Annotated in this window: 12 protein-coding genes; 2 read left to right on the top strand and 10 right to left on the bottom strand. The window is 26.0% G+C overall.

Translation table 11 applies throughout. The annotated features are described in order from the left end of the window. Positions 1-27: 27 nt before the first annotated feature. From QIA19_RS00970 to QIA19_RS00960, 3 genes are all read right to left on the bottom strand, one after another. Positions 28-1563: a YifB family Mg chelatase-like AAA ATPase gene (locus QIA19_RS00970; protein WP_301365159.1), complete on the bottom strand. Its 1536-nt coding sequence runs from the start codon at positions 1561-1563 to the stop codon at positions 28-30. After that, positions 1560-1985, bottom strand: coding sequence for an iron-sulfur cluster assembly scaffold protein (locus tag QIA19_RS00965; protein ID WP_301365157.1), 426 nt, complete (start codon positions 1983-1985; stop codon positions 1560-1562). Before QIA19_RS00965 ends, QIA19_RS00970 begins: the two co-directional genes overlap by 4 nt. A 208-nt stretch (positions 1986-2193) precedes the next feature. Further along, positions 2194-3462 (bottom strand): cysteine desulfurase, encoded by a 1269-nt coding sequence (locus tag QIA19_RS00960; RefSeq protein WP_008882802.1) that lies wholly within the window; start codon positions 3460-3462, stop codon positions 2194-2196. A 180-nt stretch (positions 3463-3642) separates the two neighbouring features. On the opposite strand from QIA19_RS00960, the gene QIA19_RS00955 reads away from it, so the two are divergent. Together QIA19_RS00955 and QIA19_RS00950 are read left to right on the top strand one after the other, a co-directional pair. Continuing rightward, positions 3643-3963, top strand: a complete 321-nt coding sequence (locus QIA19_RS00955; RefSeq protein ID WP_301366211.1) for a hypothetical protein — start codon at positions 3643-3645, stop codon at positions 3961-3963. Continuing rightward, positions 3956-5254, top strand: a complete 1299-nt coding sequence (locus tag QIA19_RS00950) for a hypothetical protein (protein WP_301365156.1) — start codon at positions 3956-3958, stop codon at positions 5252-5254. The genes QIA19_RS00955 and QIA19_RS00950 overlap by 8 nt, the downstream gene beginning before the upstream one ends. Positions 5255-5263: 9 nt before the next feature. Here the strand turns inward: QIA19_RS00950 and QIA19_RS00945 are convergent, their stop codons facing one another. The 7 genes from QIA19_RS00945 to prfB all read right to left on the bottom strand — a co-directional run bounded on the left by QIA19_RS00945 (position 5264) and on the right by prfB (position 12822). Beyond that, positions 5264-6514, bottom strand: a complete 1251-nt coding sequence (locus QIA19_RS00945; RefSeq protein WP_301365155.1) for an ABC transporter permease — start codon at positions 6512-6514, stop codon at positions 5264-5266. After that, positions 6511-7191, bottom strand: a complete 681-nt coding sequence (locus QIA19_RS00940) for an ABC transporter ATP-binding protein (protein ID WP_002656931.1) — start codon at positions 7189-7191, stop codon at positions 6511-6513. Before QIA19_RS00940 ends, QIA19_RS00945 begins: the two co-directional genes overlap by 4 nt. Before the next feature lies 1 nt (position 7192). Continuing rightward, a complete protein-coding gene (locus tag QIA19_RS00935) occupies positions 7193-8446 on the bottom strand; it encodes an ABC transporter permease (protein WP_301365153.1) in 1254 nt (417 codons plus the stop codon). Then, complete coding sequence (locus QIA19_RS00930) at positions 8447-9475, bottom strand: hypothetical protein (RefSeq protein WP_301365151.1); 1029 nt, start codon at positions 9473-9475, stop codon at positions 8447-8449. It abuts the gene before it with no gap. Then, positions 9472-10317, bottom strand: a complete 846-nt coding sequence (gene ftsY, locus QIA19_RS00925; protein WP_301365149.1) for a signal recognition particle-docking protein FtsY — start codon at positions 10315-10317, stop codon at positions 9472-9474. Before ftsY ends, QIA19_RS00930 begins: the two co-directional genes overlap by 4 nt. Before the next feature lie 36 nt (positions 10318-10353). Continuing rightward, positions 10354-11763, bottom strand: a complete 1410-nt coding sequence (locus QIA19_RS00920; protein ID WP_301365148.1) for a hypothetical protein — start codon at positions 11761-11763, stop codon at positions 10354-10356. Continuing rightward, a protein-coding gene (gene prfB, locus QIA19_RS00915) for a peptide chain release factor 2 (RefSeq protein ID WP_301365146.1) occupies positions 11745-12822 on the bottom strand; the annotation gives its coding sequence in 2 pieces (ribosomal slippage) (positions 11745-12768 and positions 12767-12822; 1080 coding nt in all). Before prfB ends, QIA19_RS00920 begins: the two co-directional genes overlap by 19 nt. Positions 12823-12835 lie beyond the last annotated feature (13 nt).

Below are 12835 nucleotides of genomic sequence, written 5' to 3'. Positions count from 1 at the left end.
TTAAGACCCCAAATATTTTAGGGGTTTTCATTTTTCAAGCATATTTTCTCCGTTTTTTCTGTGTTCAATTGCTTCAAGCAATGCTTCTCTTGAAATATTTTTTTCTTCCTTTAAATCGGAGATTGTTCTTGCAATTTTTAGTATTGAATGTGTTGCTCTTGAAGATATGTTGAGTTTATTTAAAATGTAAATCAAATCATTTTTTAAGATTGCACTTAATTCGCAAAATTTTTCAATATGATCGGAATTAAGATCAGAATTTTTATTTATGTTTGCAAAATTTTCGTATCTTATATTTTGAATATTTCTTGCTTTTATTATTCTTTGTTTTATTTCACTTGAACTTTCGCTTGTTTCGCTGAGTAATTTTTCATTATTAATTGCTCTTGTTGGAACTCTAATATCAATTCTATCAAGCATTGCGGCTCCAAGTTTTTTCCAATAATTTGAAATTTCTTGTTGTGAGCAAAAACAATCTGTATTTTTTTTTCCAAGATTTCCACAAGGACAAAGATTCATTGCAAGCATTAATTGGAAGTTAGCGGGGTATTTGAATAATTTAGAACTTGCTCTTGAGATTGAAATTGATTTGTCTTCAATAGGTTCGCGTAAAGATTGTAGGATAGATTTTTTGAATTCCAAAGCTTCATCTAAAAATAATATTCCGTTGTGGGCAAGAGACACTTCTCCAGGTAAAGGATTGGGACCCCCACCGATTATTCCTTCTTTGCTAGCAGTGTGGTGGGGATTTCTAAAAGGTCTTTGTTTTATTATTTTTCTGTCTATTAATTTCCCAGATATTGACCATATTCTGTTTGTTTCTATAAGCTCTTTGTTTGTAAGTGGAGGAAGAATAGATTGGGCGCATTTAATACTAAGTGTTTTTCCGCTTCCAGGTGGACCAAATAACATGATGCTATGTCCACCGGCAATTGCTATTTCAATTGCTCTTTTTGCCCTTTGTTGTCCTTTTATGTTTTTAAAGTCATAATCTATAATATAATCTTTTTCAATTATTGATTGAGGCTTAGTATTTGTTCTTGGGGGGAGTATATTGCTGTTTAATTGTTCTATTATTTTTATAGTTTCTTTTAAATCTTTAACACCCCAAATATTTAAACCATTTATTAGGCTAGCTTCTTCTAAATTTTCAAAGGGAACTATTGCAAATTTTATTTCCTTTTCTTTGGCAAGTGCAATGGCTGGTAAAACCGCTTTTATTGATCTTATTTTGCCATCTAATTGCAATTCTCCTAATATTAAGATTTCTAAATTTTTATCATCTTTGCTTTCTTTGATTTTAATAATACTAATAGCTATCGAAAGGTCAAAAGCTGTTCCAAGCTTTTTAATTCCAGCTGGTGCAAGATTTATTAATATTCTATTTTTGGGGAAATGAAAATTTGAATTTTTGATAGCTGATTTTACTCTTTCTCTTGATTCTTTAATTTCACTCCCAGCAAGTCCTACGATATCAATTCCAGAAATTCCTTTTTTAATGTCTATTTCAATCTCAATTAGTTCTCCTTCATATCCGATTGATGAGTGTGAATAGATTTTCATCTGATAGTTCTCCTTAAAGGCTTATAGCTTTCCAAACTATCTTTTAATGATTTGTATGGCAGTAAAAAGCAGTCTTTTCTATTTGTATTTGTAAATACGTCAAAAATTTTTAAACTTACGTCAATTTCATCTAGATTTGCAAAATCACTGTTTATCACTTTTTGCACTAAATTTAGGATTTCGGGTTTTGGCTTGTTATTGCACAATTTATTTAAAGCGTTTGCGCTTGCAAGTAAAACTATGCATCCAGATGCATGATGTTTTAAATTAAATTTCCCATTATTGGTTTCTATTATTTGGAATAAAATTTGGTCTCCACATTTAGATTGATGTTTGAAATTCTGGTTTGTTTCTACTTTTATTATGTAATTATTTACTTTGCTTAACCTTATTAATTCTTTTTTAGTTTTTTCAGTGAGCATAATTTAATTTTATTTTCTTTGATTTATTAAATCAATAATAAAAGATAATATAAAGATTTTTAAATAAAAAACTTTAAAAATATAGTATACATTTGGAATTGTTTTTATATTTTTAAAAATTAAAACGATTCTTATTAATCCTAAAATTAAAGTTAATCAAAAATTGTATTTTTGATTAACTTTGTTAAGATCTTTATTTTATAAATTTTTATGAAAGCTCTTTTATTACCTTTTTTAATCCCAATATGAAATTATCAATTTCTTCTTGTGTATTATAAAAATAAAAGCTAATTCTTAAAAGATGGTTTTTATTTAAATTTTCTGGGAAAAATGCCACATAGGAACAAGTTCTTCCGGCTCTGGTTGCTATTCCCATTGTATCTAGATATGTTTCAATATCGTGAGAGTGAATATTTTTTACTGTAAATGATATTATTGAATTTCTTTTAAGATTTGTATTTAGTATAAATTCAACTTCATCAATCTCTTGTAATTTTTTTACCCCATATTCGATTAACTGCTTATCATGCTCTAAAATAAAATCCATAGAAATATTATCAATATATTTTATTGCCTCTTCAAGTCCAATAATTCCTGCAATATTTGGGGTTCCCGATTCAAATTTATTGGGAGAATCAGATGCTTTAAATTTAATTTTTTCATTTTCTATAAATATTTCTTCTACAGTATTTCCCCCCAATTTTGAGCTGTGAAGTTTTTCAACCATATTATTTGAAATATATAAAATTCCTATTCCTGTTGGAGCAAGCATTTTATGTCCAGAAAATACCAAAAAATCACAGCCAATTTTTTTAACATCTATTTTTATATGAGGGGCCATTTGTGCAGCATCTACAAAAAGACATATATTGTATTTTTTTGCGATTTTTCCAATAGATTCCAAATCATTAATGGTTCCTAAGGTATTATTTATTCCTGAAATACTGATGAGCTTTGTTTTTTCTGTAATAAGTTTTTCAATTTCTTCAGGGGTAATAATTCCCATTTCATTGAATTTAGCTAATTTAATTTTTAAATTAGCTAAATTTGCAAGATTTACCCAAGGCAGTAAATTGCTGTTATGTTCAAGAGTTGTAAGAATAATTTCATCTTTTTTTTTAAAGTATTTTGAATAAAAAAATGAACTTGCAATGGTATTAATTCCATCAGTAGTTCCAGAGGTGAATATTATATTTTTTGCAGATTCTGCATTAATGAAATTTTTTACAAGTTCTCTTGTTTTTTCTATTTTTATGCTCGATTGAATTGCAAATTTATGTCCGCTTCTGTGTACATTTGCGTTGTAATTTTCATAATATTCAACGTTAGAATAAATTACGTTTTTGGGCTTTTGAGAGGTTGCTGCATTATCAAAGTAAATTATATGCTTATTGTCAAATTTTTTATTTAAAATAGGAAAATCTTTTCTTAAAAATTTAACCTTTTCGACATTGCTGTTTATTTGTTTGAAATCCATAATCCTTATAAGTTCCTTTATTTTAATTTTTAGCTTTTAATTATTATATCATTATTTTTTATTTCAAAAGAAAAGTTTAAAATGATTATTAATTAATAATCATTTTTTTTAAATTGAAATTTATTTTTATATAAATTTTGTTTATTGGCTATGTTTTTTGATTATGATATACTCGTTTATATGAAAGAAGTAATTTATAGGTTTGAAAAAGCCGAAGATTATAAATTAGTTCCTGTTAATAATATTTATGGGAATGTAACTGATACAGGAGAAATTTTTTGTGATCTTGTTTTTGAATCCACAGAGATTTCTGAAGAGATTGCTTACACAAAAACCAAAGAAGGTGTTTTAGAAGAGGTTTCAAAAGAATTTAAAAGCGGAGAAGAGGGAAAAATAGTATTAATCAACTCTTTTATAGGGATTTCTATTACAAAGACCACTGCTAGAAATATTGCGTATTGGCTTTTAAAAAAAGTTGATGAATTAGAAGACAATGAATAGTAGTAAAACATCTGAAGATAGAATTAAGATTTATTTATCAAAGCTTAAGAAGCATAGAAATAAAATTTTAAGCAAAAAGAGTATTAAAAATATTATTGAAGTATCAGATATTTCTGATAATGACATTGAAAATATGGGTCTTCACTTTAAAAGATCTTATGCGAGAGCCAAAAAATTTGTTGATATAGGCAAGATAGATATTGCTTTTAGAGAGCTTGAATCTGTCTATTTTTATTCTCTTCACGACAAGTCAATGTTCAGTTTATTTTTTTTTCTTTTTAAAGAAGTTGCGGATAAGGTAAATACTAAAGAATCTAAAAAAAAAATGATCCATGTAACTTTACAGGCAAAAGAATTTGGAATAAGAGATGATTTAGATTTAATCGACTATTATGAATTTAAGAAATCCAAGAACAGGATGTTAATATTAACCATAAGCTCTATCTTGATATTTTGTATTTCTTTGATTACTTACAGATCTTTTCAGGGTTTCATGAGTATGAACGGGAATGGTGCAATGGCTTTAAAAGAAAAATTTGCTCCCTCTTTTACATCGCAAGGTCTTCCTCCTATTACTATGGCTACGGATTTAGTAGTTGAAGCTGTTAATCTTATTTCAAGTCCCAAAGATCTATATTACATAGAAATAGAGGACGCTAAAGTTTTGGTATTTGAAGATGCGCATTTGTATCAGCTTAAAGCGGGGATTATCTCAACAATGCACCCTGTTAAAAAGATTTCCTACAGAGTTACAGTTTACGATAATCTTGGCAAATCTGTGTTTAATCAGATTTTTTCTAAAGAAAGTGATTTTTCTGCAAAATGGGGTAAAGATGTTTATATTCCAATTGATGTTATATCAAGCATACCAAGAGCCATTGATGTTAATCCTAAAAAAATAGTATTAGATATCATTGACATTGATTTTTTTGAGAATGTTGATGATAAAATTGGTGTAAATCTTGGCTCAGATTCTTTTATATTAAAATTTAAATATATTGGAAATTATTTTCAAAAGTCTTTTGGGATTTGCAAGGCAAATACTGTTATAGAAGTTTTCAATTCTTCAAAAGATGTTGTTAAAAATTTGGAGATTGAAATTGGTTATATTGATAAGGAAGGTAGAATCATTAGGTCTTTGAGACGCAAATTAATTTCTTCTGCCAATTCTTTTTTAAAGTCTAAATCCAAGCAGAGTTTCACAATTAGTACGATTTTCCCAAATGAGATTTATCCTACAATTGAAAAGGATTTTTCTTCTATTAAAATTTATAATGTGATGATTAAATAAAGTTTTAAGCTATCTTAAGATTTCTTTTTCTTTTAGATTTGAGACAATGTTAAGCGGAATCAGTGTAGTTAAAATGTTTATTAACATATAAAGGCCAAGAAGTGTTAAGCTAAAGCTTAGGCTTAAATGTATTTGAAATTCAGATACATAATATTCTGAGTTTAATATTTCAGAATTTTCTTCTCCAAGTATTTTTAAAAAAAAGTTTAAAACATTGTCAACAAAGTTTATTAAATAAGATATTTTAAGTGTTAAATAATTTCCAATTATTATTCCAATTCCACAAAAGGCAGTGCTTAATGTGATCGATATCAAAAGAAATATTGTTTTTATATTTAAATTACTCATTCCAATTGATTTTAGTATTGCAATTTTCTTTTTATTTTCAAAGATAAGCATTGAAAGGGACGAAGATATATTGATGCTTGCGAATATTATAATCAAAGCCATAATGAATATTAAAAGTTTTTTACTTATATCTAGATTATTGTATTTATTTGAGTAAAGTTCATAGAATGTTTTTATTTGGAATTCTTGAAATTTGGTTTCTAAATTCTGCTTTAAGATTTCATTATTTTTTATGGAATTGGAATTTATTTTAAGCCCAATTATGCTTTTTGAAAATTTTTTTGACATTACATTCTCGTTTTCAAAAGAAATCAATACCAAATTATTATCAATATCTTTTAATCCGGTTTCAATTATTCCCGAGATATTAAATTTTTTTATTCTGGGCATTATTTTATCATTTTTTGTATTTGGAATCAAAATATCAATTTTTTCATTAAGATTTAAATTAAGTTTATTTTTGATTTGATTTGAAATGAGTATAGAATCCTTTTTTAAATTTTTAGTACCTTTTATTAATTTTATTGATTTGTTTTCTAATATGAATTTATTTTCTATTGCTCTTATTAATACACCTTGTTTTTTATTGTTTCCAATAATTCCATAGGTTCTTTTCTCGAAAAAATAATTTAGATCCTTATAATTATATTTTTTTTTCAATAAGCTTAATTTGTCTTTTAGATAATGAGTTCTATTTGTTTCGTTGTATTCTATTTGCATTGAAAATCCTTCACTTTCAATATATTTATTAATAGTAGAAGTCATGATGTTGCTAGACATATAGTAAACAATAATTAATGGGATCATTACTAAACTTAATGATATTCCAGAACCTATTAAAGCTATTTTATTTGTTGAATTTTTGAAAATTAAATATGCAATTTTTGTAATTTCTGGTAGCCTTAGTATCATAATTTTTTCAATGTCCTATCTTTGAATTCGTATTTTGAATCTGCTTTGTTTGCAAATTGTGGGTTGTGACTAACTAGTATTAAGGTTTTTTTAAAATTTTTTGCCGTATTGATAAGTAGATTTTCTACAGTTTTGGCTGTGCTTAAGTCTAAATTTCCCGTGGGTTCATCACACAATATTATATTAGGTTCATTGATTAACGCTCTAGCAATAGCAACCCTTTGTGATTCGCCCCCTGAGAGCTCTGAAGGGTAATGATTTGCTCTGTTTTCTATTTTTAATATTTTCATTAGATCTAAAGCTTTTTTATTTATTGTTTCTTTTGTTTTTTGGCCTGAGATAATTTGGGGTAAAATTATATTTTCAATTACACTAAATTCATTTATTAAATTATAATTTTGAAATACTAAGCCTATTTGTCTGTTTTTGTACAAACTTAATGTTTTTTCATTTGCATTTTTCAAAAATATTCCACACGATATTATCTCTCCAGAATCTATTTTATCAATTCCTGAAATCATGTTAAAAAGAGTTGATTTTCCACAACCACTTTTTCCTTGAATTGAAATAAATTCACCTTTTTCTACAGTTAAGTTTAGATTTTCTATTACTTGAATTTTTGTTTTATTTTTTTTATATGCTTTGCAAAGATTTTTTATAATTAATATATTCTCCATTTTACTGCCCATTAATAGTTTCAATGTTTTTTTGACTTCCAATTTTTTTTGTTGCCTTCATGCTTGAATACATTGTAGAAAAGCATGCAAAGCAGAAAGTAAATGCTAAATCGCTTAAAAATAATTTAGGAGTAATTGTATTTTTTACTATTTGTATTTTAATGCCATCTATTTTTAAAGCCAATATTTGATTTAAAAAATTTATTAAAGTGTTTACCAGATTGTCAATTATTTTGAAAATTTCATTTATATTTAGGGAAATGGAAATTCCCAGTGTCAAGCCAAGAAGTCCTCCTACAGTGCAAATTATTATTGAATGAATAAAAAAAATTTGCTTTATTTTTTTTATTCTAAGTCCCATGGCTAATAGTATTAAAATAGCTTTATTTTTGTTTATTATTATTCTTTTTTGAAGATAATATGCATTAACGGCAATAACAATGAAAATGCTTGCTAAAATAATTAACATTGTATTTCGTTCTATTTTCAATATTTTATAGAATTCTTTATTGTATTCATTCCAAGTTTTTGCTTTAATTTTTGGATTAACAGCTTTAATCTTTTCAATTAATTTGTTGCTTGGATTTAAATTTTTTGTTTTTACTTGGTAATTAATACCAGAATTATGTAAAATTTTATTTTTAATGAAATAGTCTATATTCATAAAAATTAAAGTTTCATTTATTTTTGCATAATTACTTTTGAAAATCGATTTTATTTTAAAGCTTTTTATATCATTTTCTAGCGATATAAGTGTTTTTATTTCATCGGTTATTATTAATTCTAGGGGATCATTTTCGAATAAGTTGAAATTGTGTGAGAGTACATTTCCAATAATGATTTCATTGTCTTTAAGATCCAGTTCATCTTTTTCAAGTCCTGTAAATGAAATAAAATTTTGATCTTTTTTGAGATCTTTAATATCAACTGCAATGATATTTAAAATAGTTGGATAATAATAATTTTGAATTCCAATGCCTTGTGTTTCGTATATTTTATTTATATGTTTTATTCCTTCAATCTTTTTAATTTTTTTGATTTCTTCTTGAGTTAGTTCATTTTCTATTTTTAAGTTTCCACTTTCTACATTTGTAATGCTAAGAAAAAAATCGTTTTGAAAACCATTCATGATTGATATTGTTAGAATAATTATTGTTTCGCCTAATGCAATGCTTAATATTATTACAATTGTGAGGGCTAGGCTATTTTTTTCTTCTAGTATTAATCTTTTAAGTAAAAAATTTCTTATACCCATTTAATTTGTTCCTATTGGTTTTTCTTCGGTGACTTTTCCGTTCTTGTGTTTTACCCTAAGAGCAGGTTTTTTATTGTAGTATATTTCTTCTTCATATTCATTGTCATTGTGGTATTCAGTTTTTAGATAAATTATATCGTTCTCATAAATTTTTTTGCTTTTTAATTGATTGTCTTTATTATATTCGTATTCAATTTTAGTATTGGTGTATTGGTCTTTATCCTTTTCTTTAGTGTTTTGAAAAATTATCATATCAGATTCGTTGTATTGAAAATCATTTACTTTTATAAGTTCATTATTTTTATATGTTTCTTCTTTAATTAGGTTGTTTGCCTTGTAGGTAGATATGATTTTTGTATTCTCTTCTTCAAAGGTATTTACTATTTTTTCTTCATCCAAATATTGGTTTTTTTCTTTGGATTTTATTTTATTATTAACAATTATTGTACTGTTTGAATTTCTTTTTTTATCATCATATTTTATCACTTTTGTTGTTTCTTTTTTGATATCAAAATATGTAGATTTTATGTCGCCATTAATTCCATAGTTCCAAATTTGGAAATTTGATCCTGTTATTTTTAGTAATTTACCATTGTCGTCTTTAGAATAATATATTAATTTTGGTTTTTGGTTTATTGTTTTTAAATTTTTAGATATTAAGTTTTCGTTTTCATAAACGTAATTTGCTGTTTCAAGAATTTTTCCTTTGCTATCATATTCAATTTCTTGTATTTTGTTATTTAAATTATCGTAAATCTCTTCTTTTCTTTTTGTATCTTTTGTATCATAACATGTAATTTTTTTTGTGTTTTCTATGATTTGAATTGTTTTGTATTTTATTAAGTTATTTTCTTTGTATAAGTAGAGTTTTTCAGTATCATCAACAGAATAATACTCAATATAAAACCCCGTTTTTGGTTTTTCATTTAATTTTTGGTATTTATTAAAAAATACATCAGATGCAAAATAGCTTTTTGCATAAATAATTTGTGGCATAAATAGAAGAAGTATTAATTGGTTTTTTTTCATAGCAATTTATTAAAATATTCATTTATATCAAATTCTTTAATATCTTCTAGTTTTTCTCCAAAGGTAGTAAAGTATATAGGTTTTTCAAGAATTTTTGAAATATTTATTATTGTACCTGCCTTTGAGGATGAATCAAGTTTTGTGATTATTATTCCGTCTATTTCTATTGCTTTATTAAAAATTTCTGCTTGGCTATTTGCATTTTTTCCAATAGTAGAATCTATTACAAGTATTTTTTGGTAATTAATGTTGGTGTTTTTTATTTGCTTTAATATTACATTATTTATTTTTTGAAGCTCTTTTATTAAATTTTCTTTGTTTTGCAATCTTCCGGCTGTGTCAATAATTAATGCATCGTAATTTTTAAGCTTAGCGCTTGATATGCTGTCGAATATCACAGCTGATGGATCGCTTCCTTGGTTTTGAGATATTATTCTAACACCGATTTGTTCTCCATAAATTTTCATTTGTTCAATTGCAGCTGCTCTGAATGTATCAGCAGCCGATATTAATATATTTTTGCCTTCATTTTTTAATTTATTTGCAAGTTTTGCTATGCTTGATGTTTTTCCAATTCCATTTATACCAACTATTAATAAAATATTTAATTTGTTATTTTCTAGAGTAAATTTTTTTGTGTTAATATAGCTGTTTAAAAGTTCTTTTAGTTTTCCAATAATAGTTTTTTCGTTTTCATTTTTTTCTTTTGTTAATTTATTTATTATCTCTATTACAATTTCATTATTAATGTCTGATTCTAATAAAATGTCTTCTAAATTTTCAATAACATTTTCTTGTTGTTTGCTTTTAAATAAATTTTTTATTTTTTCTAAAATGCCCAAAAGTTTGTTCTCCTATTTTATTACAGATTATTAAATCTATTCTCCCATATTTGCTTCTTTAATATATTCTACTAAATGAGTTATTAATGAGATAAAGCTTCCAATAGTTAAAGTGATTCCTACTCCAAATAGAAATGTTGCAGTCATTTGTTCCGCTTTTGCCATATAAACATCTTCTGCTGTTAATCTTTTGTTAATAAAGTGATTGCCCGTTATTTTATAAAGTATTTCTGAATTGTTAAGTAATGTTCCTGCAAAAATGGTTCCTATTGTGCTTAATGTAAAGACAGCCAGATTGACATAAAATTTATCTCTTGTGTCGATAAGTCTATTTTTGTTAGTTTTTATCATTTCTATTTCTACCTGATCTTCTTCTTTATTTATTAACTTGAATTTATCTTTATATCCTTTAGATTTAAGCAAGATGATATCTTGATTTTCTGGTTTTTCAATTTCAATTGGGGTTTCTCCCATAAATATTCCTTTTTTAAAAACTTTAGATTGTACATTGCTTGTAATTGATACTTTTTTAGATATTGTTCTTTTTAAGTCAATATCTAATATTATTGAGTCTGCATTTTTTACCTTTCTTTTGATAGAATAGTTTTCGAAATTTGCACTTGTGATTTGTATTTCAATTTCTTTGTTTGGGAGTTTAGAAATGTCAAAAATATTATCGTGATAGATTCCTTTTGAAACAAATTTTTCATTTATATAGATTTTTGCATCTGAGTTATTTTTGACGTTAATGTTGATTTTTAAAAATTCTCTGCCCAATATTTCTTTGAGGCTGTATTGTGTTATTTGATCTGCAATTTCATTAACAGAAGATGATGTTTTAAATACCGCTTTTTTAGTCTTAATTTTCTCAGGAGTGATGTTGCTAATTTCTAGCAAATAATAATTTTCTATTTTTTTAAGATCAATATAGTTAATAAAAAATAATTCTTCTCTTATAAAAAATTCTTTATTTAAATTTGATATATTTGTTTGCTCTTCGATTTTTTTATATTTTACTTTTAGTTTTTTTAAATTATTAAAATATTCTGCAAATTTTTTTTGTTTACTGTTGATATTTTGAATATTTTTTTTAAGCTCATCAATTTTGGTTTTGGTGTTATGCTTTTCTTTTGCGGTTATTATGTTTTGAAGTTTTTTTTTATCCATTTCTTTTTTTAATTTGCTAATTTCCAGTTCTGTTTTTATTATATCTTGATTTATATAAATATCTTCAATAATATTCTTGTCATCATTGCTTACTATATGTTCTGTTATTTTATCATAGATTTTGTCCAATTGTTTTTCAATTCCCTTTTTTAGGTCAATATTTTCTTTTTTTGTATTAATGATATAGGAAAAATTGTATTCAATATTACTTTGAGAATGTATTTTGCATATTGTAAATACTAGCAATGGTATTGCTAGCTTTAGTTTAAGCTTTTCCATTTTAGATACTCTTCTATGAAATTGTCTATGTTGCCGTCCATAACCGAAGTGGTGTTTGAATTTTCAAATTTTGTTCTGTGATCTTTTATCAAATTGTAAGGTTGAAATACGTAAGATCTTATTTGGTTGCCCCAAGAAATTTCTTTTTTTGTGTCTTGCTTGGATTTGTTTTTTTCATCTTCTTTGTTCTTATAGTATTCATAAAGTCTTGATTTTAAAACTTTCATTGCCAAGTCTTTGTTTTTGTGCTGGCTTCTGTCGCTTTGAGACTGAGTTACTATTCCTGTTTCAATGTGAGTTATTCTTACAGCAGAAGATGTTTTATTGACGTGTTGCCCCCCGGCTCCCGATGCTCTGTATGTATCAATTCTTATATCTTCTGGTTTGATTATTATTTCTATTTTGTCATCAATAACAGGGTCAACAAATACTGATGCAAAAGAGGTATGTCTTTTTTTAGCAGCATCAAAAGGAGAAATTCTTATAAGACGATGTATTCCGACTTCACTTTTCAATAGTCCATAAGCATACTCACCTTTGATTTCTATTGTAACAGATTTTATTCCACCTTCTGCTTCGAGCAAATCAATAAGTTCAGTTTTGTATTTTTTTCTCTCAGCATATCTTGAATACATTCTGTAAAGCATTGCAACCCAGTCACATGCTTCAGTGCCCCCAGCCCCAGAATGAATGGTTAAAAAAGCATTGTTTGCGTCAAGCTCTTCTTTAAAGTAAGAAATTGTGAGCAAATCTTTGTATTGTTTTTCAAGCGTATTAAATTCGATTTCCAAGCCGCTAGTATCTTTTTCATTTTCAGCAATTTCGCACAAATCGCTTAAGTCTTTTATTTTATTTATTAGCTCTTTCCACGGATCAATTTTATTTTTTAAAATACTTTGAGCCTTAATTACTTCTTGAGCTCTTTTAGGATCATTCCAAAAATTTTTCTGGTTTATTTCTTTTTCATATTTTTCGATTTTAGCTTGAATTTCATTTTTGTCAAAGCTTCCTCCAAATGTCTTCGGCCTGTTTGAGTAATGTATTTATTTTTTCTTTCATTTTTATTTCTCGC

Source organism: [Borrelia] finlandensis, from assembly GCF_030438365.2.
Classification (GTDB): Bacteria; Spirochaetota; Spirochaetia; order Borreliales; family Borreliaceae; genus Borreliella; species Borreliella finlandensis.
Note: the sequence above shows the minus strand (reverse complement) of the source record. Positions and strands in the feature narration are given on the sequence as shown.

Coding starts and splice junctions, on each gene's coding strand:
- QIA19_RS00960 (WP_008882802.1), bottom strand. CDS start 3,462: ATGGATTTCAAACAAATAAACAGCAATGTCGAAAAGGTTAAATTTTTA.
- QIA19_RS00950 (WP_301365156.1), top strand. CDS start 3,956: ATGAATAGTAGTAAAACATCTGAAGATAGAATTAAGATTTATTTATCA.
- QIA19_RS00920 (WP_301365148.1), bottom strand. CDS start 11,763: ATGGAAAAGCTTAAACTAAAGCTAGCAATACCATTGCTAGTATTTACA.
- QIA19_RS00940 (WP_002656931.1), bottom strand. CDS start 7,191: ATGGAGAATATATTAATTATAAAAAATCTTTGCAAAGCATATAAAAAA.
- QIA19_RS00955 (WP_301366211.1), top strand. CDS start 3,643: ATGAAAGAAGTAATTTATAGGTTTGAAAAAGCCGAAGATTATAAATTA.
- QIA19_RS00935 (WP_301365153.1), bottom strand. CDS start 8,446: ATGGGTATAAGAAATTTTTTACTTAAAAGATTAATACTAGAAGAAAAA.
- QIA19_RS00970 (WP_301365159.1), bottom strand. CDS start 1,563: ATGAAAATCTATTCACACTCATCAATCGGATATGAAGGAGAACTAATT.
- QIA19_RS00930 (WP_301365151.1), bottom strand. CDS start 9,475: ATGAAAAAAAACCAATTAATACTTCTTCTATTTATGCCACAAATTATT.
- QIA19_RS00965 (WP_301365157.1), bottom strand. CDS start 1,985: ATGCTCACTGAAAAAACTAAAAAAGAATTAATAAGGTTAAGCAAAGTA.
- QIA19_RS00945 (WP_301365155.1), bottom strand. CDS start 6,514: ATGATACTAAGGCTACCAGAAATTACAAAAATTGCATATTTAATTTTC.